This is a genomic window from Pseudomonas sp. CLCA07 (assembly GCF_053615335.1).
Genome location: NZ_CM132131.1, coordinates 1,968,201 through 1,994,183, shown reverse-complemented (window position 1 = coordinate 1,994,183; position 25,983 = coordinate 1,968,201). Strand labels below are relative to the sequence as shown.

At 58.7% G+C, this 25,983-nt stretch carries 23 protein-coding genes and 1 pseudogene; 11 read left to right on the top strand and 13 right to left on the bottom strand.

Translation table 11 applies throughout. From position 1 onward, the window contains the following. Positions 1-4 precede the first annotated feature (4 nt). Together ACWGZX_RS09085 and ACWGZX_RS09080 are read right to left on the bottom strand one after the other, a co-directional pair. Complete coding sequence (locus ACWGZX_RS09085) at positions 5-3,106, bottom strand: multidrug efflux RND transporter permease subunit (protein WP_452628098.1); 3,102 nt, start codon at positions 3,104-3,106, stop codon at positions 5-7. Then, entirely contained in the window at positions 3,103-4,263 is a 1,161-nt protein-coding gene (locus ACWGZX_RS09080; protein ID WP_452628097.1) for an efflux RND transporter periplasmic adaptor subunit, read from the bottom strand. Before ACWGZX_RS09080 ends, ACWGZX_RS09085 begins: the two co-directional genes overlap by 4 nt. 333 nt (positions 4,264-4,596) lie before the next feature. On the opposite strand from ACWGZX_RS09080, the gene ACWGZX_RS09075 reads away from it, so the two are divergent. Further along, positions 4,597-4,854: a hypothetical protein gene (locus tag ACWGZX_RS09075; RefSeq protein WP_007943495.1), complete on the top strand. Its 258-nt coding sequence runs from the start codon at positions 4,597-4,599 to the stop codon at positions 4,852-4,854. A 155-nt stretch (positions 4,855-5,009) separates the two neighbouring features. Here ACWGZX_RS09075 and ACWGZX_RS09070 read toward each other — a convergent pair whose 3' ends face one another. The 5 genes from ACWGZX_RS09070 to norR form a co-directional block, all read right to left on the bottom strand. Beyond that, on the bottom strand, positions 5,010-5,759 hold the full coding sequence (locus ACWGZX_RS09070) for a YkgJ family cysteine cluster protein (RefSeq protein WP_452628096.1): 750 nt from the start codon (positions 5,757-5,759) through the stop codon (positions 5,010-5,012). Positions 5,760-5,842: 83 nt separating this feature from the next. Further along, positions 5,843-6,169: a hypothetical protein gene (locus tag ACWGZX_RS09065; protein WP_452628095.1), complete on the bottom strand. Its 327-nt coding sequence runs from the start codon at positions 6,167-6,169 to the stop codon at positions 5,843-5,845. Positions 6,170-6,328: 159 nt separating this feature from the next. Beyond that, the gene (locus ACWGZX_RS09060) at positions 6,329-6,787 is read right to left on the bottom strand and encodes a GNAT family N-acetyltransferase (protein WP_452628987.1); all 459 of its coding nucleotides are present in this window, start codon (positions 6,785-6,787) and stop codon (positions 6,329-6,331) included. A 27-nt stretch (positions 6,788-6,814) separates the two neighbouring features. Further along, on the bottom strand, positions 6,815-7,717 hold the full coding sequence (locus ACWGZX_RS09055) for a chemotaxis protein CheV (protein ID WP_223518630.1): 903 nt from the start codon (positions 7,715-7,717) through the stop codon (positions 6,815-6,817). A gap of 281 nt (positions 7,718-7,998) precedes the next feature. Next, entirely contained in the window at positions 7,999-9,549 is a 1,551-nt protein-coding gene (gene norR, locus ACWGZX_RS09050) for a nitric oxide reductase transcriptional regulator NorR (protein ID WP_452628094.1), read from the bottom strand. A 148-nt stretch (positions 9,550-9,697) separates the two neighbouring features. Between norR and hmpA the strand changes: the two genes are divergently transcribed. From hmpA to cyoE, 7 genes are all read left to right on the top strand, one after another. After that, entirely contained in the window at positions 9,698-10,879 is a 1,182-nt protein-coding gene (gene hmpA, locus ACWGZX_RS09045; protein ID WP_223518632.1) for an NO-inducible flavohemoprotein, read from the top strand. A gap of 276 nt (positions 10,880-11,155) precedes the next feature. After that, positions 11,156-11,665 carry a disulfide bond formation protein B gene (locus ACWGZX_RS09040; protein WP_452628093.1) on the top strand — a complete coding sequence of 170 codons (510 nt, stop codon included), beginning with the start codon at positions 11,156-11,158 and terminating at the stop codon, positions 11,663-11,665. A gap of 829 nt (positions 11,666-12,494) precedes the next feature. Beyond that, on the top strand, positions 12,495-13,439 hold the full coding sequence (gene cyoA / locus ACWGZX_RS09035) for a ubiquinol oxidase subunit II (RefSeq protein WP_452628092.1): 945 nt from the start codon (positions 12,495-12,497) through the stop codon (positions 13,437-13,439). A 3-nt stretch (positions 13,440-13,442) separates the two neighbouring features. Then, complete coding sequence (gene cyoB / locus ACWGZX_RS09030) at positions 13,443-15,473, top strand: cytochrome o ubiquinol oxidase subunit I (RefSeq protein WP_452628091.1); 2,031 nt, start codon at positions 13,443-13,445, stop codon at positions 15,471-15,473. A 3-nt stretch (positions 15,474-15,476) separates the two neighbouring features. Further along, positions 15,477-16,103 (top strand): cytochrome o ubiquinol oxidase subunit III, encoded by a 627-nt coding sequence (locus ACWGZX_RS09025; protein ID WP_223518646.1) that lies wholly within the window; start codon positions 15,477-15,479, stop codon positions 16,101-16,103. Next, a complete protein-coding gene (gene cyoD / locus ACWGZX_RS09020) occupies positions 16,103-16,444 on the top strand; it encodes a cytochrome o ubiquinol oxidase subunit IV (protein WP_027922712.1) in 342 nt (113 codons plus the stop codon). Before ACWGZX_RS09025 ends, cyoD begins: the two co-directional genes overlap by 1 nt. A gap of 11 nt (positions 16,445-16,455) precedes the next feature. Further along, positions 16,456-17,343, top strand: coding sequence for a heme o synthase (gene cyoE, locus ACWGZX_RS09015; RefSeq protein WP_452628090.1), 888 nt, complete (start codon positions 16,456-16,458; stop codon positions 17,341-17,343). Between the two features lie 197 nt (positions 17,344-17,540). On the opposite strand, the gene ACWGZX_RS09010 is transcribed toward cyoE, so the two are convergent. Then, the gene (locus tag ACWGZX_RS09010; protein WP_452628089.1) at positions 17,541-18,950 is read right to left on the bottom strand and encodes an aminotransferase-like domain-containing protein; all 1,410 of its coding nucleotides are present in this window, start codon (positions 18,948-18,950) and stop codon (positions 17,541-17,543) included. 121 nt (positions 18,951-19,071) lie between these two features. On the opposite strand from ACWGZX_RS09010, the gene ACWGZX_RS09005 reads away from it, so the two are divergent. Further along, positions 19,072-19,566, top strand: coding sequence for a RidA family protein (locus tag ACWGZX_RS09005; protein WP_452628088.1), 495 nt, complete (start codon positions 19,072-19,074; stop codon positions 19,564-19,566). Positions 19,567-19,633: 67 nt separating this feature from the next. Here ACWGZX_RS09005 and ACWGZX_RS09000 read toward each other — a convergent pair whose 3' ends face one another. The 5 genes and pseudogenes from ACWGZX_RS09000 to ACWGZX_RS08980 all read right to left on the bottom strand — a co-directional run bounded on the left by ACWGZX_RS09000 (position 19,634) and on the right by ACWGZX_RS08980 (position 23,476). Beyond that, complete coding sequence (locus tag ACWGZX_RS09000; RefSeq protein WP_140668471.1) at positions 19,634-19,948, bottom strand: helix-turn-helix domain-containing protein; 315 nt, start codon at positions 19,946-19,948, stop codon at positions 19,634-19,636. Continuing rightward, a pseudogene (locus ACWGZX_RS08995) lies at positions 19,945-20,234 on the bottom strand (toxin). The gene ACWGZX_RS09000 and the pseudogene ACWGZX_RS08995 overlap by 4 nt, the downstream one beginning before the upstream one ends. A gap of 139 nt (positions 20,235-20,373) precedes the next feature. Beyond that, positions 20,374-21,078, bottom strand: a complete 705-nt coding sequence (locus ACWGZX_RS08990) for a hypothetical protein (RefSeq protein ID WP_452628087.1) — start codon at positions 21,076-21,078, stop codon at positions 20,374-20,376. Positions 21,079-21,245: 167 nt separating this feature from the next. Then, complete coding sequence (locus ACWGZX_RS08985; RefSeq protein WP_452628086.1) at positions 21,246-22,763, bottom strand: ATP-binding protein; 1,518 nt, start codon at positions 22,761-22,763, stop codon at positions 21,246-21,248. Beyond that, positions 22,760-23,476: a response regulator transcription factor gene (locus ACWGZX_RS08980; RefSeq protein ID WP_123435046.1), complete on the bottom strand. Its 717-nt coding sequence runs from the start codon at positions 23,474-23,476 to the stop codon at positions 22,760-22,762. Before ACWGZX_RS08980 ends, ACWGZX_RS08985 begins: the two co-directional genes overlap by 4 nt. Before the next feature lie 152 nt (positions 23,477-23,628). Here ACWGZX_RS08980 and msrB point away from each other — a divergent pair, with 152 nt between their 5' ends. Both msrB and ACWGZX_RS08970 read left to right on the top strand, forming a co-directional pair. Then, a complete protein-coding gene (gene msrB, locus ACWGZX_RS08975; protein ID WP_452628085.1) occupies positions 23,629-24,147 on the top strand; it encodes a peptide-methionine (R)-S-oxide reductase MsrB in 519 nt (172 codons plus the stop codon). A gap of 43 nt (positions 24,148-24,190) precedes the next feature. Further along, the gene (locus ACWGZX_RS08970) at positions 24,191-25,954 is read left to right on the top strand and encodes a cytochrome c biogenesis protein DipZ (RefSeq protein WP_452628084.1); all 1,764 of its coding nucleotides are present in this window, start codon (positions 24,191-24,193) and stop codon (positions 25,952-25,954) included. Positions 25,955-25,983 lie beyond the last annotated feature (29 nt).

Below are 25,983 nucleotides of genomic sequence, written 5' to 3'. Positions count from 1 at the left end.
CGCCTCAGTCTGTGGTCGCCAACGCCGAAATCGGTGCAGGTTTAGGTCGATGGAAAAGCCGCTCAAGCCACAAGTATATGACCGGAGTGGTGAACAGCGTCAGCGCCTGGCTCACCAGCAGGCCGCCGACCACCGCGATGCCCAATGGCTGGCGCAGTTCGGCGCCGGTGCCGTAACCGAGCATCAACGGCAGTGCGCCGAGCAGAGCGGCGAGGGTGGTCATGATGATCGGGCGGAACCGTGTAATACAGGCCTCGAAGATGGCCTCTTCCGGCGGCAAGCCACGGTTGCGCTGGGCGTCGAGCGCGAAGTCGATCATCAAGATGCCGTTTTTCTTGACGATGCCGATCAGCAGCACCAGCCCGATCAACGCCATGATCGAAAAGTCCTGGCCGCAGATCCACAACATGATCACCGCCCCGAGCCCCGCCGAAGGCAGCGTCGAGATGATGGTCAGCGGATGCACGAAGCTCTCGTAGAGCACGCCGAGAATGATGTACACCGCCACCAGCGCCGCCAGAATCAGCCACGGCTGGCTGGCCAGCGAGCTCTGGAATGCCTGCGCAGCGCCCTGGAAATTGCCGCTCATGGCCGCCGGCATGCCGATGTCGACCTTGGCCTGGTTAAGCATGATCACCGCATCACCCAACGCTACGCCGGGCGCTAGGTTGAACGACAAGTTGGCGGCCGGGAACATGCCGTCATGGGCAATGGACAGCGGGCCGACCGTGGGTGCGTCAAATTTTGCCAGTGCCGACAGCGGCACCATTTCCCCGCTCAACGGCGAGCGCAGGTAGAAATAGTTGAGGCTTTCGGCCTTGCCGCGTTGCTTGGTGTCCAGTTCCAGAATCACGTTGTATTGGTTGATCTGGGTCTGGAATTCATTGACCTGGCGCTGACCAAACGCATCGTACAGCGCTTCGTCGACGTCACTGGCGGTCAGGCCGAAACGCGCCGCGGCGCTGCGGTCGATGCTGATGTGGGTGATGCTGCCGCCCAGTTGCAGGTCGTTGGAAATGTCGCGGAACGCCGGGTTGCTGCGCAGTTTTTCCGTCAGCCGCTGGGTCCAGGTGCTGAGGGTCGCGCCGTCGTTGCTCTTGAGCACGTATTGGTACTGGGCACGGCTTGGGCCTGAGCTGAGGTTGATGTCCTGGCCTGCGCGCAGGTACAAAACGATGCCCGGAACCTTCATCAGTTGCGGACGAATCCGGTCGATGAACTGACTGGCCGACACGTCGCGGTCGCCGCGTTTTTTCAGGGAAATCCAGAAGCGGCCGTTGGCGATGGTCTGGTTGCTGCCGGAAACACCGACCGAGTGGGAAAATGCCGCGACCGCGGGATCCGCCGCGACGATTTCGGCCATCGCCAAGTGTTTTTTCACCATGTCGCCGTAGGAAATATCGGCGGCAGCTTCGGTCGTACCGAGGACAAACCCGGTGTCCTGTACAGGGAAGAAGCCCTTGGGAATGAAGATGTAACCGGCGATGGCCAGGCACAGGGAAAGTCCGAACACACCGATCATCAATTTCTGATGGGCGAGGGCGTGGCGCAATAATTTTTCATAGCCAGCCAGCAAGCGCTCGCCAAACGTTGGTTTACTGTGGGCATGATGCACCGGCGCACGCATGAACAGCGCGGCCAGGGTTGGTGCCAGCGTCAGCGACACCACCACCGAAATCATGATGGTTGAAGTGGCGGTGAGGGCGAATTCCTTGAACAACCGCCCGACCACGCCGCCCATGAACAGCAGCGGAATGAACGCCGCCACCAGCGAGAAACTGATCGAGACCACGGTAAAACCAATCTCGCCGGCGCCCTTGATCGCCGCTTCGCGCATGCCGTCGCCGGCTTCAAGATGTCGGTGAATGTTCTCCACCACCACAATCGCATCGTCGACCACAAACCCCACCGCCACCACAATCGCCACCAGGGTCAGGTTGTTCAGGCTGAAGCCCATGATGTACATCAGGGCGAAACTCGCGATCAGGGAAACGCCCAGCACTGCGGACACAATCAGGGTCGCCGACCATTGGCGCAGGAACAGCGCCATCACCGCCACCACCAGCAGGATCGCGATCAGCAGGGTGATTTCCACTTCATGCAAGGACGCGCGGATGGTCTGGGTGCGGTCGACCAGCACGTTGACCTGAACCGAGGCGGGGAGCATGGCTTTCAGTGTGGGCAGTGCGGCTTGAATGCGGTCCACGGTCTCGACGATGTTCGCCCCCGGTTGCCGGAAAATCACCAGGTTCACCCCGGGCTTACCGTCGGCCCAGGCCTGAATGTAGGCATCTTCCGAACCGTTGACGACTTTGGCGACATCCCTCAGATGAACCGGGGCGCCGTCCTTGTAGGAAACGATGAGTTGGCTGTATTCCTCGGGGTGAAACAGCTGGTCGTTGGTCGACAGCGTCGAAATGCTCGACTCGCCGTATAACGCACCTTTGGCCAGGTTGAGGCTGGTGTTCTGGAGGGCCAGGCGAATGTCGGCGAGGGTCAGGCCGATGGCCGCCAGTTTGTCCGCCGAGGCTTGAACGCGAATCGCCGGACGTTGCTGACCGGTAATGTTGGTTTGGCCTACGCCTTCGATCTGGCTGATCTGACGGGACAGCAGGGTTTCCACCAGGTCGCTGAGTTCAGTGCCGGGCATTTGCGTGGAGTTGACGCTGAGGATCAGCACCGGGCTGTCAGCCGGGTTGACCTTGCGCCAGGTCGGCAGGTTGGGCATGTCCTTGGGCAGTTTGCCGGCAGCGGTGTTGATCGCGGCCTGGACTTCCTGGGCGGCGGTGTCGATGCTTTTGTCGAGGGTGAATTGCAGGATCAGGATGGTCGAGCCCAAGGCGCTGCTCGATGTCATTTGGGTCACGCCGGGAATGGAACTGAATTGCACTTCAAGCGGCGTGGCCACCGATGACGCCATGGTTTCCGGGCTGGCGCCGGGCAGTTGCGCGGCCACCTGAATGGTCGGGAATTCGGCCTCCGGCAGCGGCGCAATCGACAGACGCGGAAAGGCGATGGCGCCGAGCAGCACCAGGGCGAAGGTCAGCAGGAGGGTGGCGACCGGGTGATCGATGCACCAGGCCGAGATCGAGCCGTGGCCCTTCATGGCTTGGACTCCGATTGCACCACCTGTGGCGGTTCGGTCAGCACCTGCACGGTCGACCCCGGCTTGAGCCGCGACTGGCCATCAGTGACCAGCACATCGCCCGGTTTCACACCTTTGATGATGTCCTGGCCGCTGCCTTGCGAAACCACCTGCACGGTGACGGCTTCGACCTTGTCACCGTTGACCCGGTACACGAAGTGTTGATCGAGACCCCGTTGTACGACGGTGGGCGGCACCACCAGGGCATCTTTCTCCAGGGCTGTCTGAATTTTTACCGTCACCAGCAGGCCCGGCCAGAGTTTCTGCCCTGGGTTGTTGAATTCGGCCTTGGCGCGGATGGTCCCGGTGTTGGCGTTGATCTGGTTATCGATCAGGGTCAAGTGACCTTCGCCCAGCAGGTTGCCGGTTTCACCGTCGGTGTCGGCGCCAATGTAGGCTTTTACCTTTGCGCGTTGCGGGTCGCCGATCAGCCCTTGCAGGGTCGGCAGCATGTGCTGCGGCAGGGAGAACTCGACGGCAATCGGGTCGATCTGGGTCACGGTGAACAGGCCTTGGGCATCGGTCATGCGCAGGAAGTTGCCTTCATCCACCGTGCGAATCCCGACGCACCCTGTGACCGGGGAGTGAATCTGTGTGTAGGAGAGTTGCACCTGAGCGGCGTCGATTGAAGCCTGGTTGCCCTGGGCGGTGGCTTTGAGTTGATTGACCAGCGCTTGTTGTTGGTCGTAGGTCTGTTTGGACACCCCGTCATCAACACTCAGCAATTTGTAACGCTTGAGGTTGACCAGTGCCACTTGCAACTGCGCCTGGTTTTCTCCCAGTTGAGCGCGGGCCTGATCGAGGCTGGCGCGGATCGAGCGGTCATCGATGGTGGCCAGCAGGTCACCTATGTTCACCAGTTGGCCTTCCTTGACCAGGATTTTGGTGAGAATGCCGTCGATCTGCGGGCGCACCACGACGCTGTGCAAGGACAGCACCGAACCGATGCCGCTGATATAACGCGGCACGTCTTTTTCAACGACATTGACCACGCGTACCGGAATCGCGGTAGGGGCGGCGAGTTTGGCTGTGGCGGGCTTGGTGACATACCACGTGCCCAGCGCTGCCAAGGCAATTAGCAGACCTGCGATCAAGGCGGGTTTTTTTTGAATTCGCATGCGAGTGGGGCGCCGGGCTAAAGGGTTTGGGTATTTTCAGATTTATACCCTCTTTATAACCCTGTCAGCCCGTCAGGAGGGTGACTGGTAACTGACGGGGTTGTCAGTTTGGGCGTTTGGATCCGTTGCGGACGGTTTCTTCAGGTTGACGGCGTTATCGTTCATCGTCGGAACGCCGCCCGGAGCAAGCTCCGACGATGGCGGTGTATCAGTCAACACAAAACCCGACGGACTCTCTTGCAGCGTGAAGCTTGCGGCGCTCGACACAGGTATACTGCCGCCTTTCGCGGCTCGCTGACCGGGCCCGACTCTATTGCATCACCCGGAGCTTTCATGACTTCCCCGACACAACCGCCGGTTGCCGACGCCTTGAGCGACGACCAGGCAGACCTGCCAGACAGCGTCGACTCCAGCGCAGACAGCGAAACCAAAGCCGCGATCCCGGCGTTCAAGTTCCCGTTCAAACCGGGTGACTTGGCCGCGGCGAAGAACGCTAGCCAGCCTTGGTACAAGAATGGCGCGAAGAATGGCCATACCAAGACCCCAGGTGCAGCACCTCCGGGGACTCGTCGTTCGATGGGTAAGCGCTGAGTCTTTAAATCTGCGGTGTTTGACCAATAGCCTTCGCGAGCAGGCTCGCTCCCACAGTTGAACTTCACAGGTCACAGATGTTGTGTACGACGAAGATCCACTGTGGGAGCGAGCCTGCTCGCGATGGGGTCATACCCGACGACATCTCTCTTGAATCAAGCCGCCCGCAACGAAATAAACGCATAGTTCACCGGCGCATCAGTCGCCACTTGCGCCCCAGCAGCCTGAACTTGCCCGGCAATGTCTTCCCCCGAAAGATGAAACAACCAGTCACTCTCCGACGCTGCCAGCGGTTGTGTTGACACCTGGTCGATGACCGTGGCAAACGCCGTCATGTCAGGCAGATAAGCGGTAAACACATCTCCCTTCAGCGCTGTCGTCCGAATCCCCAGCAACCCGCAAATCGCATCCTTGGCCCGAACGTCATTGCGGTCCGCCTGACGAGAACGCTGGATCAACCCCGCCAGTTCCTGATCCACTAACTCGCCGCCGATGATCAAGTCCGGGCCTTGTTCCCATGACTCAGGCGGGCAGTCCTTGATCGCTTTGTTCAGCATGATGTGCGGGTTGATCTCCGCGGGGTATATGCGGCACACCAACGGTCGGCGTTCGTAAATGCGGCACAGATTGTCTTCGTCAAGATTCCGGCAGGGACCGATGTTATAGGCGGCAAAGGTGATCGCCACATACGCCTCGGACGTGCCGCTTCGAACCGCTACCGAACGGCGTTCGGCGTGTTCGCGTTGCTGCACGGGCAGGCCCAGGCCGTTACCCAAAAAGCCCTCGACCAGCACGATCACTTGACCGCCATCGGCCGCCCACATCCGGGCTTCCGCCAGGGTCAGGGGGACATGATGGTCATTGCAGCATTTGCCGCAACCTACGCAGGAAAACGTTGTATTCATTGATCGCTGGGTCATATGTGGAGGCGTAAAGCGGCGACAGAATGTCACCGCACCGCTCAGCCTTGAGGCAAGTTATGCGCCACTCACTGGGCCTTGGCGGTCGAGCGGATGGAGTCCCATTCGGTCACGTAGGCGGTTTTTGTCTGCTTGTTGTAGAGGCACAGCTCTGTGCCTTGCTGGCCTTTCATGTGTTTTTGCGGGTATTGGCCTTGCAACAGGAGGGCGGTGTAGCCGACCCGATCATCGAACTGCGCAGCGTTGCCGACCGGTTTTGCATTTTTCAGACCGCTTGCCTTGGTGCAACTGGCGAGGACTGCTTTGTCGTAGGCGGCCCAGGCGTCGGGGCTGGAGGCGTGGGCCAGGGAGGCGAGGGCGGTGAGGCAGAGAAAGGTCAGGGTTGCGGCTTTCATGGTTCAGGCATCCTTGGGGGTTTTTGGCCAAGGTTAGAGTATGTCTGATGAATTCACGTTGAATGTGTCGGCGCCTTCGCGAGCAGGCTCGCTCCCACATTTGATCTGCGTACGACATAGATCCATTGTGGGAGCGAGCCTGCTCGCGAAGGCGGTATATCAGGCTGGAACTTGCTCCCGGCGAACCACATACATCCCGGCACGTTCATACAGCCGCTGCGCCCGAAGGTTGTCTTCCAATACTTTCAAATCGACAAATCCTTCCCGGCGTTGCTTAAAGACGTTGAACGCCTGTAGCAGCAATGCGCGGCCAAGCCCGAGGCGTTGCGCCCGCGGATGCACCACCAGGTTTTTGATGTAGGCGCTGGTCCAGCACTGGCACACACCGACGACGCCGTCGGCATCCAGCGCAATGAAACACAGGGAGGGATCGTATTCGGGGTCGGTTTCAAACCGCTGTTGCCACACCTCCAGCGCCGGCACGCGGCCGCCACCGTCCTGAAACCCCTGTTCCATCAAACAATGAACAGCTTCTGCTGATTCAGGGCGGTACTGGGTGAGGACCATCCCTTGAGGCCAAGTGATCTCTGGCACAGCCTCAGCGAGGTTGCGCCGCATCAAAAAACAAAAGCCCTCGGCCATCTCTCAATGACCTTGTTCAGCGACGGCCTTGGCCGCCTCGATCAGACATTTGGTCAATTCTGGCGAAGAGAATTTGGTCAGCACTGCGTTAGCACCGGCCAGGCGTGCTTTTTCGCTGTTCATCGTGCTGTCCAGGGACGTGTGCAGCAGCACATACAGGTGCGAGAAGTCTGGCGTTTCGCGCAGGGTGCGGGTGAAGGCGTAGCCATCCATCTCTGACATTTCGATGTCCGAGACGATCAGGTTGATCTGTTGGGCCGTGCCTTGCAGGTCGAGCAGGCAGTCGATCGCTTCCTTGGCGCTGCGCGCGGTGTGGCATTGCAGGCCGAGGTTGCGCAGGGTGTGCACGGATTGTTGCAAGGCGACCTGGCTGTCATCAACCACCAGAATGCGTGCGCTGCCCAAGATTTCGGCGTCTTCCATGCTCAGTTCGGTCGGGGCGGTTTCGATCTGTGCCGGCGCGATGCCGTGGATGACTTTTTCGATGTCCAGCACCTGCACCAGAGTGCCGTCGACCGAGGTCACGCCGGTGATGTACGAACGCACGCCGCCGGAACCGAAGGGTGGCGGGCGAATGTCGGAGGTCAGGCAGTGAACGATCTTGCTCACGGCTTGAACATGCAGGCCCTGCTTTGAGCGACTGACGTCGGTGACGATCAGGCAGCCACCGTTCGGGTCTTCCAGCGGGCGCTCGCCGATGGCACGGCTCAGGTCGATCACCGACAACGACGCGCCACGCAGGGTGGCGATGCCTTTGACGTGGGGATGCGACTCCGGCAGCCTGGTCAGCGGCGGACAGGGGATGATTTCGCTGACTTTCAGCAGGTTGATCGCCATCAGCTTGCCGCTGCGCAAGGTAAACAGCAGAAGCGAAAGTGAATCTGCGCGGGCTTTGGTGGAAGACATAAAAACCTTCTGTGGAAAAGGTGATGGGTGGTTGCGGGATGGCCCACAACTACCGATATCGGGTTATCGACTTTTTGTGGGCAGGCTTTAGGGGCTTTGCGTCGCACACCGGTGAATGCATGCTTTGTAGCAGCTGCCGAGCCTGCGAGGCTGCGTTCGGTTGCGAAGCAGCCGTAAACCCTGAATCCCGGATGTATCAGATACAACGCAGCCAATGGATTGGCGAGGACTGCGTCCTCGAACGCAGCCTCGCAGGCTCGGCAGCTGCTACAGGGACCGAGTTATTTCATCCCCAATCGCTTGGCCATGCGCCCCAGATTCGCCCGATCCAGGCCCAGCTCACGCGCCGCACTCGCCCAGTTGTTGTGGTGCCGCTCCAGGCAAGCACTGATCAATTGCCGCTGATAGTTCTCGGTGGCTTCACGCAAATCACCAGACACCAGCACCACAGGGCTGGCCACTGGCTGCTCGCTGATGGCCTCGACGTGGCCCGTGGGCAAATCCAGGTCCGCAGCGCTCAAGCTGAGAATCTTCGGTCGGTCCTTGCAGCTGCCCAGCGCTTTGAGCGCACTTCGGCCAATCAAATGCTCCAGCTCCCGCACGTTCCCCGGCCAGTTGTAGGCCATCAATGCGGCCTGTGCATCGCTGTTCAAGCGCAGGCTGTTAAGGCCCATGCGCGAGCGATTTTGCTCCAGGAAGAAGCCGCTGAGCAGCAATACATCCCGTCCGCGATCGCGTAGTGCCGGTACCAGCAAGGGGTAAACGCTCAAACGGTGGTAGAAGTCGGCACGGTAGCGCCCGTTGCGCACTTCTTCGGCCAGGTCTCGGTTAGTCGCCGCGATCAGGCGCACGTCCACTTGGTGTTCCTTGTCCGAACCCAGTCGCTGCAATTGCCCGCTTTGCAGGACGCGCAGCAGCTTGGCTTGCACCGTCAGCGACAGTTCGCCGACTTCATCGAGAAACAGCGTGCCGCCGTTGGCCAGTTCGAACTTGCCGCGACGATCATTCGTCGCGCCGGTGAACGCGCCACGCACATGGCCGAACAACTCGCTCTCGACCAGCGTGTCCGGCAGGGCTGCGCAGTTAAGGCTGATGATCGGTTTGTCGGCCCGCGCAGAGGCGGCATGAATCGCCTGTGCGACCAGTTCCTTGCCGACCCCGGTTTCACCGGTGATCAGCACCGTCAGGTCACTGCCCCCCACCAGATTGATCTCTTCCACCAGGCGTTTGTGCGCCTTGCTCTGGCCGATCATCTCGCGGTTCTGCTGACCGCTGGCCTGACGGTAAACCTCGGCACGCTGGTGTTCGTCTTCGGCGCGATTGGCCAGGCGCTCGATGCGCTCGGCGGCGTTGACCGTGGCCGCAGCAAGGCTGGCAAAGGCTTGCAGCGCATCCAGTTCGATGGGTTGAAATTGTTCCGGGTTGAGGGCATCGAGGGTCAGCAAACCCCATGGGCGCTCGTCGATAAACAGCGGGCAACCCATGCAGTCGTGGACTTCCAGATGATCGTCGAGGCCATCGACCAGTCCGTCGTAAGGGTCTGGCAGGTCGCTGTTGGCGGCGAAGCGGGTCGGGCCGTGGCTGCTGAGCAAGGCTTCGAAGCGCGGGTGTTCGCTGACTTTGAAGCGCCGGCCCAGAGTGTCTGTGCTCAACCCGTCGACTGCCAGCGGCACCAGCCATTCGCCATCAAGGCGCAACAGGGCAGCAGCATCACAGGGAAGCAGGGCGCGCATGGCTTCGAGCAGGCGTCGATAGCGCTCGCCTTCGGGCAGTTCACGGGACAGGTCCGAGACCAGAGGCAGCAGGGCGGTGAGCAAGGGTTTTGCAGTCATAGTGACTCCATGTAGTCGCTAAGACTATAAAACAGCTCGTGTCGATATGACTACGATGTTTTTAAGTTTTTGATTTATAACGTTTATATAGTTGGCATGGAAACTGATATGTCTAAGGAAATACACATAAAGCTCCGGAGTCGTCCTTATGCTTAGCGTTCAAGACCGTGCCATCGTCAAATCCACCGTGCCACTGCTGGAAAGCGGCGGCGAAGCGCTGATTACGCACTTCTACCGCATGATGCTCTCCGAATACCCTGAAGTCCGCCCGCTGTTCAACCAGGCCCACCAGGCCAGCGGTGATCAGCCACGCGCACTGGCCAACGGTGTCTTGATGTACGCACGGCACATCGACCAGCTCGACCAATTGGGCGACCTGGTGGCCAAGATCATCAACAAGCACGTGGCCCTGCAAATCCTGCCGGAACACTACCCGATTGTTGGCAGCTGCCTGCTGCGCGCGATCGCCGAAGTGCTGGGCGAAGAAATCGCCACCCCTGAGGTTATTGCGGCCTGGGGTGCCGCGTATGGTCAACTCGCCGAGATATTGATCGGCGCTGAAGGCAGCATTTACGACCAAAAAGAACAAGCGCCCGGTGGCTGGCGCGGGGCGCGGGAATTCATCGTCGCGGCCAAGGTCGAGGAAAGCGCGGAAATCACCTCGTTCTACTTCGAACCTGCCGACAAAGGCCCGATCCTTGCGGCGGAGCCTGGCCAGTACATCGGTATGAAACTGATCCTTGATGGCGAAGAGATTCGTCGCAACTACTCGCTGTCGGCGCTGGCGAACAAGGGCCACTACCGCATCAGCGTCAAACGTGAAACCGGTGGGCGTGCGTCTAATCACTTGCACGATCACCTGCAGGTCGGTTCGAGCATTCAGTTGTTCCCGCCATCGGGCGACTTCACCCTGACGGCCAGCGACAAACCGCTGGTGTTGATCAGCGGCGGCGTCGGCATCACCCCGACGCTGGCGATGCTCGAAGCTGCATTGGCCACCGAGCGCCCGGTGCATTTTATCCACTGCTCGCGTAACGGCAGCGTGCACGCTTTCCGCGACTGGATCGATGGGTTGGCTGAGCGTCATCCGCAACTCAAGCGCTTCTATTGCTATGACGAAGATGACGGTGTCAGTGCTGCTGCGCACAAGGTCGGGTTGTTGAGTCAGGAACAATTGGGCGAGTGGTTGCCCGAGCAACGTGACCTGGATGCTTACTTCCTGGGGCCTAAAGGTTTCATGGCCGCGGTCAAGCGTCACCTCAAGGCCTTGGGGGTTCCGGAGAAGCAAAGCCGCTATGAGTTCTTTGGGCCGGCTGCGGCGTTGGAGTAACTGTGTGCAGCGACTCGGGAGACCGAGTCGCCTTCATCGCGGGCAAGTCGAATCGTCGCACCGCCGCTCCCACAGGTACACCGCTGTACCTGTGGGAGCGGGCTTGCCCGCGATTGGCCGCACAGCGGTCCTGATTCTTGAAAACACTTCCAAAGTTAATCCCTTCTTAACCGCTTTATCGTTTATTCCCCCAAATCCACCGGCACGCGCCAGGCTCTCAAACGACGGAGCCTGCGTGTAGACTTGGCGGCAACTGATATCAAAAAGGGAAACGCGATGAGCGAGGAAACAATGCGGTTGGGACGCGAACGGCGATATCTGGTGTTACTGGGCATCATCTGCCTGGCACTGATTGGCGGTGCGTTGTATATGCAAATTGCGCTGGGCGAGGCTCCGTGTCCACTGTGCATCCTCCAGCGCTACGCGTTGCTGCTGATCGCGGTGTTTGCCTTCATTGGCGCGGCAACGCGCACCCGTCGCGGCATTACTGTGTTCGAGACGCTGGTGGTGATCTGTGCCATTGCAGGCGTCGCGGTCGCCGGGCACCACGTCTACACCCAGTTCTATCCTGCGGTCAGCTGCGGCATTGATGTGCTGCAACCGATAGTCGATGGTTTGCCGCTGGCGAAGATTTTCCCGCTGGGCTTCCAGGTAGATGGCTTCTGTTCCACGCCGTACCCGCCGATCCTCGGTCTGTCGCTGGCGCAATGGGCGCTGGTGTCGTTCGTGCTTATCGTGATTCTGGTGCCGTTGCTGACTTCGCGTAACCGTAAAGCGCTGCGCTGAGGCGGTTCGCCGCACCGCTGTGTCGTCCATAAAAACGCCCCGGCCCTCGTTGAGAGGGCTGGGGCGTTTTGCATTTTAGAGGTCAGGTAAAAAGACCGGGATGCGCGGCAATCAGGGGTGCGACATGTGTGCGACACGTTGTCACAGCGGGAGTGTCGCAAGGCGTTTCAAGAGGATTAATTGACGCAGGACAAGACAACAAAATTGGACTGTTTCGCTGGTTCATCATGTCACCCTGAAAATGATGAAGCAGGCAGTTTTAACAGGGGCTGGCGAATCGCCAGAGCCCTTGTCGCATAGGGGGTTGCGCAATGAAGGCGCCGGAGGTGGGGGCCTTGAAGCTGTCTGAACTGCGCAAGGTAGACCTACTATTTTTGGTGTTTTTGTTGAGAATTAATTTCTATAACATGCCGCGTTTTTGCGAAATGCGTTAATGATTGTTGCTGGAATGGATAGAAATTATTTCGAGATGAGACATGGTTTATGAATCGTTACATATCTACAATCGCCCGCATTGAAATCCCGGCACTGCTCACCCTTACTCAGGTGCATGAGCAGAAAGTAGGGCGTCGAGGGGCTTGAACGCTTCATGCGACTCCCTGGTGTCGGAGCCTTCCAACTATCCGCACCAAATGGAATTGGTCTGTAACAAGGCCTTTGACCACGAAATCGAATAAGAACTTACCGCTGGCCCAGGATTTGTCGAGCAGCGTCTGACGCGCGACGGGCAGCCCTTATTCAATCCAAGAAAAATGCCAACCCTTGGCAGGGTGAAGTGTTGGCGATCAAAACCCAACTGCATTGCGCAAGCTGCTTTAGAGGTCGTGAGATGAGTAAAAACAGGTACCCCAGACTACTAGGCTTATTGCCGCTGCTCGGCACACTGTTGCTGGGAGGCTGCAACATGACCTTGCTCGATCCCAAGGGCCAGGTTGGCCTGGACGAGCGAAACCTGATCATCACCGCAACGCTGCTGATGCTTCTTGTCGTGGTACCGGTCATCGTCATGACCTTCCTGTTCGCCTGGAAATATCGCGCCTCCAACACCGACGCCGTGTACACGCCGAAGTGGTCGCACTCCACCAAGATTGAAATCGCGGTGTGGGCAATTCCAGTGCTGATCATCATTGCCCTGGGTTATGTCACCTACAAGTCGACCCACGCCCTGGATCCGTACAAGCCACTGGAATCCGACGTCAAGCCGGTCACCATTCAAGTGGTATCGATGGACTGGAAGTGGCTGTTCATCTATCCCGAGCAAGGGATCGCCACGGTCAACAAGATCGTATTCCCGGCCAACACGCCAATTAACTTCCAGATCACCTCCGACACCGTGATGAACTCGTTCTTCATTCCGGGTCTGGGCGGCCAGATCTACGCGATGGCGGGCATGCAGACCAAACTGCACCTGATCGCCAACCAGAACGCTGAATTCGACGGGATCTCCGCCAACTACAGCGGCGCGGGTTTCACCGGCATGAAGTTCAAAGCAATCGCCACCTCTCAGGCGGACTTCGATGCCTGGGTCAGTGATGTCAAGAAGGCACCTAAACAGCTTGAAAAAGCTGAATACGAAGCCCTTTCCAAGCCAAGCCAGAACAATCCAGTAGAGCTCTACTCCTCGTTCACGCCGAACCTGTTCCAGACCATCGTCGACAAGTACGAAGGCATGAAAGCGGGTCCGAAAGTGGATCACGAGAAGAAAGAGAAAGAAGTGGCCCAGATGGAAGGGATGGACATGAGTTCGCATTCAGCTGCCGGGGCAGAGGAGTAAACGATGTTTGGTAAATTAAGTTGGGAAGCGGTCCCGTTCCACGAACCGATCGTGATGGTGACCATCGCCATGATCGCGCTCGGCGGTCTGGGCGTGTTCGGTGCAATCACCTATTTCAAGAAGTGGACCTACCTGTGGTCCGAGTGGCTGACCTCGGTCGACCACAAGAAAATCGGCGTGATGTACATCATCGTCGCCATGGTCATGCTGCTGCGTGGTTTTGCCGACGCCATCATGATGCGTACCCAGTTGGCCATGGCCACCGAAGGTTCGCCTGGCTACCTGCCGCCTGAACACTATGACCAGATCTTCACCGCTCACGGTGTGATCATGATCATCTTCATGGCGATGCCATTCTTCACCGGCCTGATGAACCTTGCAGTGCCGCTGCAGATCGGCGCGCGTGACGTGGCCTACCCGTTCCTGAACTCCCTGAGCTTCTGGCTGCTGATGTCTGGCGTGGTGCTGGTCAACGTGTCCCTGGGTGTCGGCGAATTCGCCCGTACCGGTTGGGTTGCGTATCCACCACTGTCGGAACTGGGCTACAGCCCTGGCGTGGGTGTGGACTACTACATCTGGGCGCTACAGCTTTCCGGGCTGGGTACGACGCTGACCGGGGTCAACTTCCTGGCCACCGTGCTGAAAATGCGTACCCCGGGCATGAAACTGATGGACATGCCGATCTTCACCTGGACCTGCACCTGGGCCAACGTTCTGATCGTCGCATCCTTCCCGATCCTGACCGCTACCCTGGCTTTGCTGACGCTTGACCGTTACATGGATTTCCACATTTTCACCAATGAACTTGGTGGCAATCCGATGATGTACGTCAACTTGTTCTGGGCCTGGGGTCACCCCGAGGTTTACATCCTGATTCTGCCGGCGTTCGGGATCTTCTCCGAAGTCATCTCGGCCTTCTCCGGCAAGAAGCTGTTCGGTCACCACTCGATGATCTACGCCTCGGGTGCGATCTCGATCCTGGGCTTCATGGTCTGGCTGCACCACTTCTTCACCATGGGTTCGGGTGCCAACGTCAACGCCTTCTTCGGTCTGGCGACGATGCTGATCTCGATTCCGACGGGGGTGAAGCTATTCAACTGGCTGTTCACCATTTACCAGGGCCGTTTGCGCATCACCAGCCATGTTCTGTGGACCCTGGGCTTCATGGTGACCTTCGCCATCGGCGGCATGACCGGCGTACTGCTGGCCATCCCGGGTGCTGACTTCGTTCTGCACAACAGCCTGTTCGTGATCGCTCACTTCCACAACGTGATCATCGGCGGCGCGGTGTTCGGCTACATCGCCGGCTTCGCCTTCTACTTCCCTAAAGCGTTCGGCTTCAAGCTGCACGAAGGTTGGGGCAAGGCAGCGTTCTGGTGCTGGATCACCGGCTTCTTCGTCGCGTTCATGCCGCTCTATGTACTGGGCTTCATGGGCATGACCCGTCGTCTGAACGCCACCACCAACCCTGAGTGGGTTCCGTACCTGTACGTTGCAATGTTCGGTGCGGTCATGATCGCCTGCGGTATCGCCTGCCAGCTGATCCAGCTCTACGTCAGTGTGCGTGACCGTAACAAACCGGAAAACATGTGCGAAGCCGGTGACCCGTGGAATGCCCACACGCTGGAATGGTCGACCTCCTCGCCACCACCGTTCTACAACTTTGCCGTACTGCCAAAAGCCGACTGCATCGACCCGTTCACCGAAGCCAAGGAAAACGGTACTGCGTACCAGGCTCCGGCCAGGTACGAGCCGATCCACATGCCAAACAACACCGCGACCGGCCTGGTCATGGGTGCTCTGTTGACCGTGTTCGGTTTCGCGATGATCTGGCACATCTGGTGGATGGCCATCTTCGGCCTCGCCGGTACCGTGATCTACTTCGTGATCCACGCTGCTCGTGATGACCAGGGCTATATGGTGCCGGTCGACGTGATCGAGCGCACCGAAGCCGAGCAGCGCAAACGTCTGGTAGCAGCCGGGAAAATCCCAGCCACCGCCACCCGTGTTGAAACCTCGTTGGAACAGGCTTAAACCATGTCGAACTTAGTGACCAATGCTGGACACACCCATGTCGATGGACATGGGCACGATGACCATCACCACGACTCGGGCGAGATGACCGTATTCGGTTTCTGGCTCTACCTGATGACCGACTGCATTTTGTTTGCATCGATCTTCGCGGTGTACGCGGTACTGGTTAACAACGTAGCGGGTGGCCCGTCGGGCCACGACATCTTCGAGCTGCCATACGTGCTGGGCGAAACCGCCCTGCTGTTGTTCAGTTCGATCACCTACGGCTTCGCCATGCTGGCGTTGTTCAAAGGCAAGAAGACTCAAGTGCTGGGCTGGCTGGCGATGACCTTCCTGTTCGGTGCCGGCTTCATCGGCATGGAGATCAACGAGTTCCACATGCTGATCTCCGAAGGCTACGGTCCTAACCGCAGCGGCTTCCTGTCCGGGTTCTTCACCCTGGTCGGCACCCACGGTCTGCACGTGACCAGCGGTCTGATCTGGATGGCGATCATGATGTATCAGGTGCAGAAAAACGGCCTGACGGCGACCAACAAGACCCGTCTGAGCTGCCTGAGCCTGTTCTGGCACTTCCTGGACGTGGTGTGGATCTGCGTATTCACCGTTGTTTACCTGATGGGGACCCTGTAATGGCTAATGCACACTCCCACGATGGCCACGGCCACGACGACAGCCACGGCAGCGTCAAGTCTTACGCCATCGGCTTCATCCTGTCGGTGATCCTGACGATCATTCCTTTTGGCCTGGTGATGTACCCGTCGCTGCCAAAAGCCATGACCCTGTGGATCGTACTGGCCTTCGCAGTGATCCAGGTGCTCGTGCACCTGGTGTACTTCCTCCACCTGGACCGCTCCGCTGCCCAGCGTAACAACGTGATCGCGTTTGTCTTCGCTGCATTGGTGATCGTTCTGTTGGTTGGCTTGTCGCTGTGGATCATGTTCAGCATCCACACCGTCATGATGGCGCACTGAGGAAAGTCCGGATGTCCTTTAAGCACTTTATCCAAATCACCAAACCGGGGATCATTTTCGGTAACGTGCTTTCTGTGGCGGGCGGATTTTTCCTGGCCTCGAAAGGGCATGTCGATCTGGCCATTTTCCTGGCCGCCATGATCGGCACGTCCCTGGTGGTGGCTTCCGGTTGCGTGTTCAACAACTGCATCGACCGCGACATCGACCTGAAGATGGAACGCACCAAGAACCGGGTGCTGGTCCAGGGCTTGATCTCCCTGAAACTGGCCCTGGCCTTTGCGACCGTCCTGGGTATTGCCGGCGTTGCGTTGTTGTACAAGGTGGCAAACCCGCTGGCCGCGCTGTTCGCGGTGATCGGTTTCGTCATCTACGTCGGCTTCTACAGCCTGTACCTCAAGCGCAAGTCGGTTCACGGCACGCTGGTGGGCAGTCTGTCGGGCGCCATGCCGCCGGTGATTGGCTACGTCGCTGTGACCAACAGCTTCGACATGGCCGCACTGACGTTGTTGGTGATGTTCAGCCTGTGGCAGATGCCGCATTCCTACGCCATCGCGATTTTCCGCTTCAACGATTACCTGGCCGCATCGATTCCGGTGCTGCCAGTGAAGCGCGGTATCGAAGTGGCCAAGAAGCACATCCTGATCTACATCCTGGCGTTCCTCGTGGCGACCTTGATGCTGACCTTCAGCGGTTACGTCGGCATGAGCTACCTCGCCGTCGCCGCGGCCATGGGCATGTACTGGTTGTACATGGCCTGGACCGGTTACAAGGCAGTGGATGATACGGTCTGGGCACGCAAGCTGTTCGTGTTCTCGATCTTCACCATTACCGCGTTGAGCGTGATGATGTCCCTGGACTTCAAAGTGCCGACCGAGCTGCTGCTGACGTACGCGCCTTAAGCGTCGGATGCTGTAAACAAAAGCCCCGCCTTCGAGAGAAGTGCGGGGCTTTTTGTTGGGGGCTGTCTGGTGGACCGTGTTACCCCCTTCGCGAGCAAGCCCGCTCCTACACAAGACCGCGTTCCTCCAAGTGGAATGCGGTCAAATGTAGGAGCAAGCTTGCTCGCGAAGGCAGCAACTCGGTCTTTCAGAACAACTCAGCTATCAAGGAGTCGGAAAAACCGCTCCCGCACCTGCGGATCATCACTGTGCGCGACATTGAAGCGCAGAAAACTATTGGCGTCGGCAGCTTTGCTCAACATGGTACCTGGCGTTAGCACCAGGTCATTTTTGAGGCCTTTGTTGGCGAGGGTTTCGGCATGTAATCCGTTGGGCAAGCGGGTCCAGATGAACAGTCCTTCACCCGGCACCGACGACACCGAGCATCCAGCCTCCACCAGCCAGCGCGCCACGCGACTACTCGATTCGTACAAACGATCCACCGTGCGCCGGATGTGTTTGGCGTAGCTGCCGTTGCTGAGCATCGTGCAGATGATCTGCTCCGCCAATTCAGAGGTCACGCCGCCGATGCTCATCTTCAGGGCAATCATTCGGGCGGCCAGTTGTGGTGACAACACGGCGTAGCTGACCCGGCTGTTGGCCGTCAGGGTCTTGGAGAAACCGGACACGTAGCTGACCGTGTCCAGCCCGCTCGCGGCCAGGCGTGGGGTGCGTCTTTGCTGGAGGTCGCCGTACAGGTCATCTTCTACAATGTGGAAGCCGTATCGGTGACTCAACTCCAGCAGGCGATAAACCTGCGCCGCGGAAAACGAGTGCCCGGTCGGGTTATGCAGGGTGCTGTTGGTCATGTAGAGCACGGGGCGATGGGCGATCAGCAATTGCTCGAAAGCCTCCAGGTCCAGACCATTGCAATCGCGGGGTAGGGTGATGATCCTGGCACCGTGCAACGCCAGGTTGGTGTGCAGGTTGAAGTAGCACGGATCGTCGAGCAGCACCGTATCGCCAGGTTTTATCAACAGGCGCATCAACTGGTCGATGGCCTGCATGGTGTTAGCGGTGGTGATGATTTGTTCCACCGGCACTTCGATGCCGAAGCTCGACAACTTCACCCGCAACGCCTCACGCAGCGGCCGGTAACCACCGACCTCACCGTATTCGCCCATGCGCAATGACGTCGCACGAAGGGTGCCGCGCACCGCTTTGAGCAGATCTTCGGCGGGCAGCCATGAACCGGGCAGAAATCCACAGCCGGGACGCAGCGCGCCGTTGTCGAGCAGCACTGCACGGCGAATCCGGCTGAGGGTGTCTTGTGGTTGCAGATCCGGGCCAGCAGCGGCTGGGGTTTGCGAGCTCGCTCGGTGGACGTAATGCCCCGAGCCCTGGCGCGAGACCACCAATCCTTTGGCACGCAATCGGTCGAGGGCGTCGACCACGGTGGATTTACCGACGTTCATCAATTCAGAGAGTTCGCGAATCGGCGGCAACTTGGCCCCGTGCGGCAGGCCACCCTGGCTGATCGCCACGGACAGCTGATCGACAATCTGCTGCACCAGCGGCGCTCCCGGCTGGAACTCGATGGCGGCGATCACGGCGCGCTTAGCCTGCATTTTATTGGTCTCCCTGGCAATAAACTTCGCTGGATTCTATACGAACTTGCCCTGATCAGGAGAAGCGTCTGTCTCTACCATCAACAGGCGGTTTGCATGATGGATCAAGAGGGGGCAGTAGATGATTAAGCAAATAACCCGCGACGAACGTTTTCTCGCGATGGCCAAAGAACTCGGCTTCGATGTCTACGACGAAAACCCGGCCGGCGGGCATTACGCGCCGCTGCTTCGGCATGACGATGAGCTGTATGTCAGTGGCCTGGTGCCAAGAATGAACGGCAAAATCCAGTACCCCGGCCGAGTGGGGCTGGAACTCAATTTGGCCGATGCCCAGGAAGCCGCGAGTATCAGTGCGATACGCGGGCTGGCACTGATTCGCGACGCCGTCGGTTCACTGGAAAACGTCAAGGCAGTGCTTCGTGTCACTGTTTATGTGAAATCCACCTTCGACTTTGTCGACCTCAGTGAAGTGGCCAACGGTGCGTCGGATGTCTTCACCCATGTGTTGGGCGACGCAGGCAGGCATACCCGGACGACGGTCGGTGTTTATCAATTGCCGAAAAACGCACCGGTAGAAGTGGACATGATCGTGGCTCTGAATCCCTCGCCGCTCTAAATCTTGCAGGCAATAAAAAGCCCCGCTTTCACTCGTAGGCGGGGCTTTTTGATAATGAGCTATCAATTCAAACAGCTTGGAGTCGCTCGACCATATCGGGGAATTTCTCCACCAGCCTGATCAATAAAGCTGCTTGAGCATTTGGCTTGGATTTTTCCTGCTCCCAATTTCTCAGGGTGCTGGGGCTGGTTCGAATTCGTTTTGCAAAAACGGCCTGGGACATATGCAACTTGGTACGCAGCGCAACGATTTCTTGTGCGCCTACCTCAGGAGCCGGGTTGTCTTCCACCGTAGTATTTCGCAGCGTGATCTTGCCTTCTCGCTGAGCAGCCATCTCGTCAACGCCCTGCATCAACTCTGCAAACAGGTCGCGCTTTTTCATGGGGTACCTCGTGCCTTTAACTCTGTGCCTATGGCTTTCTTGAGCGCCTTCTCTTGGTCTGCAGTCATATTCTCAAGCTCATCCTTGTCATAAATTGCAAACATCCAGAACTGGCCATCATTCATAAGCCCCGGCGCAGTTTGCGGAAGCCACCTGTACGAGGCATGACATCGCCTGCCTGTGGGTTCGACTGCATATACGTTTGCAGCGAACGATACTCATCGTCCGTCAGATAATCGCCAACGGTGGCAGTGAACGAAGAGGTTTCAAAGAATTGGGTTCGCATCACGAAACTATAGGCAACTTGATTATAGTTTCGCAAGCGGCAATTCCTTCACCTGACGAAGGGGACGACAGGATCTACCAAAAAACATCAGGCAAAAAAAAAGCCCCGCTGCAAGGGCGGGGCTTTCGGGTGAAACGTGTTACTGCGCGGCGATGCTGTAGCCGTCGAACGCAGTTTGCTGCTGCAGTGCGGTGATGATGTTCTTGCGGTTGACCGCTTGTTCGGCCCCGGAGTTGTCCAGGAACGTCTCGCTTTCAATCGCCGCGTCATCGCCTTCGCCGACGAAGGTAAAGCCGAGGAATTCCAGCGCTTTGCGGTCAACGTTCAGGCTAGAACGCGGGGTGCGTAGCGGCAGGGTGACGCTCATGCCGTCTTTGCTGATGGTGAACACTTCGAGATCTTTCTTGGCGCGAGCCACTTTGCTTTTGCCACTGCTCGGGTTGCTGATGGCCTGGTGAGTCTGGTTCAGCACTTTCAGCGCCAGGCCGTAGACGATTTCCTGAAACGCCGGGTCATCCTTGAAGCTGGAGAGAATCCGGCTGATCGAAAATTTGCTGCTCAGGTCTTCCAGAGCAGCAATGTCGGCTGCTTCAGCGTCCTTGAGTTGCTTGAGTTCGCCCATCAGTTCATAGGCTTTATCGTCGTCGAAGCTGTCATGAGCCTGGCGAATCGCGGCGCGCAGCTCGCGGATCTGGTCGCTTTCCCGGGTGGATTGAAAAGCGTCCAGGACCATCTCGCTGATGATCTTGGCCTGAGGCACATGCTGTGAAAGATTGATGGAGTTTTCGTATTCCGCTTTGGACGACAAGGTGATTACGGATTCAGCGGTGTTGGAATCGGACATTGAAATTTCACTACTTCTTTTAACTTGAATTGAGGCGAGAAAGCACAGGGCCTTTTCAGGTCGCCTAATCTATTGGACCGCGGCAGCGTTGTCACGGATGAACAGGCAGTTGGTCATGATTTTTGCGTGAGGACATTTGTGGGCATTGCCGGAACGTGTGCTACGGGCTATTTCCCCATCGAATTCAGATTCATCGAGTGAGCCGCCCATTGTTCCGCCGTTTGCTGATCCACCGGCAAGGAGAAGCGAAAGGTCGCACCCCGTCCAGGCAGATCGATCAGCTGGATCTCCCGACCGTGCAATTGCAAGATCCGATGCACGATACGCAGCCCCAACCCGCCATCGCGCCGAGCACCGCCAATGTTGAAGGGGCGCAGGAACAGACCTTCGCGCAACGGCGTAGCAATGCCTGGCCCGGTATCGCTGACAGTGACTTCGATAAACGGTCCTTGGGGGCGCAGGCTCAGTTCGATTTCTCCACCTTGAGGGGTATCGCGCAGGGCATTGTCGAACAGGTTGGTCAACACCCGCTCGATCAGCCCCAGGTCGGCGCAGGTCGTGGAAACGTTGGGGGCGAAGGTGGCCTTCAGCTCAATCTGGCGCGCTTCGGCGGTCAATTCGAATTTCTGAAAAATATCCTGCACCAGATCGGTCAGGGAGAAGCGCTCCAGTACCGGTTGTACGAATCCGTGTTCCAGCCTGACCAGTTCCAGCAGCGATTGCGCCAGCCCACCCACCTTGCGGCTTTGATCCAGGGCGATGCCCAGATAGCGACGCCGGTCAGCAGGGGATAGTGTGGCGTCCTTGAGCGACAGGGTTTCCAGGTACCCGTGCAGCGAGGCCAAGGGCGTTCGCAGGTCGTGCGAAATGTTCGCCACGAGCTCGCGGCGCTCCTGGTCCTGACGCGTCAGCGAGCGCCACTGTTCATTGAGGCGGGTTTGCATCTGCCGGAAGGCGGCGTCCAGCACGGCAATTTCATCGTGACTGGTGGCTTTTTCTACTGGTTTCGAGGCCGGTGGTGTGGAGGGCATGCCATCGATGTCGAACTGACTGACCCTTTCGGTCAAGCGCCGCAACGGTCGGGTAATCAGGGCAAAGGCCGTGAGACCTGCGATCAGGCACAACAACGCCACCAGACCGATGGACATCAGGGCAGTATTGAGTGCGGCGCTGGTGGCACCTTGTTCGGCGAAGCGGTCGTGTTCTTCGCTGAGCAGTACCACATAGAGATAGCCGACCGGTTGACCGTTGACCCGCAATGGCGCGGCGCTGAACACTTTGCGGCCATCGATGCTGCGCGGGTCATCGCCGAGAACCGGCAGGGCATCGCCTTTGAGCAAGCGCTGGATCGGTCCCAGATCGATCCGCTCCCGACGTATCCGGCCTTCCGGTGCGGCACTTCCGACAATCTTGCCCTCGGTGTCCAGCAGATAAACCTCAACGCTTGGGTTGACCTGCATGAGTTTGCTGAACAATTCGCGGATGGCATTGGGCATCAGGCCGCTGCTGTCCATCAGCACCGTGTCATTGGCGATGTGTTGCGCCAGGTCGCGCGACAGCCCCTGGACCACTTCCAGTTCATGCATTTTGTTGGAGCGCACTTGCATCCATGCCGATGTGCCACAGCACACCAGCAACAGAATGGCGAACACCAGGGACAGGCGTTGTGTCAGGGTCAGCCTCATGGCTGCTCCTCCTTGACGGCGAATTTGTAGCCACGGCCCCACACCGTGAGGATGCGCGCAGGGAGCGCCGGATCGGCTTCGATCTTGGCCCGCAGCCGGTTGATGTGAGTGTTCACTGTGTGTTCGTAACCTTCATGGCTGTAGCCCCAGACTGCATTGAGCAAATCCATGCGCGAGAACACCTTGCCGGGTTGGCGGACGAAGAAGTACAACAAGTCGAATTCCCGTGGTGTGAGGTCCAGACGCCGACCGTCGAGAGAGACATCGCGGGTGATCGGGTCGATGGACAGACCGTCCGTCATCAGGCTGCCCGAGTCCATCTTCAGGTTGCGGGCCATGGCGTCGACCCGGCGCAGCAAGGCTTTGACCCGCGCGACCAGTTCCAGCATCGAAAAGGGTTTGGCAAGGTAGTCGTCGGCGCCGAGCTCCAGCCCCAGGATCCGGTGCATTTCGCTGGAGCGCGCACTGGTGATGATGATCGGGGTGTAGCGGGCCATCGCCCGGGCACGACGGCAGATTTCCAGGCCGTCGACACCGGGCAGCATCAGGTCGAGGATCAAGGCGTCCCAGCTTCCTTGCTGCAACAGGCGCATGCCTTCATCACCGTCGGCGCAGTGCACCACCTCGAACTGCTCATCACGAAGATGCAGGCAGATCAGGTCGGCGATGTGCAGGTCGTCCTCGACCACCAGGACGCGTTTGGTCTGTTCCATAAAGCTCAATCCTTTGTAGCGCAATGGGCACATTGTGCGGGTTTTCCTCAGTCCGAGTTATCACGAATTGTTTAACTGCTCGTGAGGATTTGGCGATCAACCCAAGCCTAGGCTGTGTTCTATATCAGGCACCTGGAATTTTGGAGAAGGCCATGTTTTCACGGCGACAGTTTCTTGTAGCGGGCGGCGGGCTGGGCGCTGCAGCCCTGGTGATCGGTGTGTTGCCAAAATTTGCCGCCAGTACCGCACTGGTCAGTGAGGTCCGCGCGGCAGAGGTGTTCGAGGTGACCCACAGCGACAACGAATGGCACGCCATGCTCAGCGACGAGCAGTACGAAATCCTGCGTGAAGAGGGCACCGAGCGGGCCTACAGCAGCCCGTTGAACAATGAACATCGCGAGGGCGTTTTCGCCTGCGCCGGGTGTGGTTTGCCGCTGTTCTCATCCGACACCAAGTTTGACAGCCGCACCGGCTGGCCCAGCTTCTGGGCACCCCTGGACAAAGCGGTGGCCACTCGTCAGGACCGGTCCTTTGGTGTGTTGCGTGAAGAAGTCCACTGTCGGCGATGTGGTGGTCACCTGGGCCATGTCTTCGACGATGGGCCCAAACCCACCGGTTTGCGTTACTGCATGAACGGTCTTGCGCTGAAGTTCCAGCCACAGGCGGCTTGATTCACGGGCATTCCCTTTCACTCACTTGATGCAGGTCGACGCTATGTGGCTTTTGGTTCTCGCTTATCTCGGCGGTGTACTGACGATTGTCAGCCCCTGCATTCTGCCGGTGCTGCCCTTTGTCTTCGCTCGAACCGGGCAGCCGTTTATGAAAAGTGGCTTGCCGCTATTGGCAGGGATGGCGCTGACTTTCGCCTTGGTCGCCACGTTGGCGGCGGTGGGCGGCGGTTGGGTGGTGCAAGTCAATCAGTACGGTCGCTGGCTCGCGTTGCTGTTCGTTGCTCTGTTCGGGCTGACGCTGTTGCTGCCTCGATTGGCCGAACGATTGACGCGGCCACTGGTGGCGGCCGGCAGCCGATTATCGGAAGTCGCTGGCGCCGATACCCGGCCGCGTCCTGGCGCTTCGTTCCTGATCGGCGTCGCCACGGGCCTGCTCTGGGCACCTTGCGCCGGGCCGATTTTGGGTCTGTTGCTGACAGGGGCGGCGCTGCAAGGGGCAAGCATCGAAACCACGTTGTTGCTGCTGGCTTACGCGGCAGGTGCCGCCACTTCGCTCGCCGTGGCGTTGCTGCTTGGCGGTAAAGTTTTCGCAGCAATGAAGCGTTCAATAGGTGCTGGCGAATGGCTACGGCGCGGTCTGGGGGCGGCAATGCTGGCGGGTGTCGCCGCGATTGCGTTGGGGCTGGATACGGGAATTCTGGCACGGGTTTCAACCGCGTCCACCGGCGGGATCGAGCAAGCCTTGGTCGGCCGTTTGGCCGGCAAGTCTGCGAATAACAGCGGAGCGATGATGGCTGCGGGTGGCACGATGAAAGCGAGTGCCAAGGCAGCGGGCTCCTTGCCGATTGAAGGCAACCTCCCACCGCTGGATGGCGCGGTGCAATGGCTCAATTCGCCACCGCTCACCACTCAGGCCCTGAAGGGCAAAGTCGTGCTGGTGGATTTCTGGACTTACTCCTGCATCAACTGCCTGCGCACCTTGCCGTATGTGAAAGCCTGGGCCGAAAAATATCGCGATCAGGGATTGGTGGTGATTGGTGTGCATGCACCGGAATTCGCCTTTGAACGGGATGTCGGCAATGTCACCAAAGCCATGAAAGACCTGGGCATCAACTACCCCGTGGCCATCGATAACGACTACAAAATCTGGCGTGCCTTCAACAACGAATACTGGCCGGCCCATTATTTTGCGGACGCACAGGGGCGCATTCGTTATCACCACTTTGGTGAAGGCGAGTATGCCGAGTCGGAAAGGGTCATTCAGCAACTGCTGCGTGAAGCGGGAGCGGTGAAGGTCGCGGACGGTCTGATCACTGCGGATGCGACAGGGGTTCAACTCGCGCCGGACATGAACGAAGTGCAATCACCGGAAACCTATGTCGGTTTCCAGCGTGCCGAGCATTTCGTCCCCGAGACCAGTCTCGTGCCTGACAAAGTGACCGCGTACACCTCACCCGCCAAACTGGCCCTCAACGACTGGAGCCTGGACGGAAAATGGAATGTCGGTTCAGAGCGTGCGATTTCTAGCGCGCCCGCCAGTCGCATCGTCTATCGCTTCCATGCACGCGATTTGCACTTGGTGCTGGGTCCCGGTGCCGACGGTAAACCGGTGCGATTCAAAGTGCTCATTGACGGCAAAGCCCCTGGTGATGCCCACGGCACCGATGTGGCGCCCGATGGCAGCGGCAGTGTGAACTCACAGCGTTTGTATCAGTTGATACGCCAGAGCGGCAGCGTGACGGACCGGACGTTCAGCATCGAATTTCTCGATCCGGGTGTGTCGGCATATGCGTTTACGTTCGGTTGAAATCATTCCATTGGTTGAGGAGTCTGCCC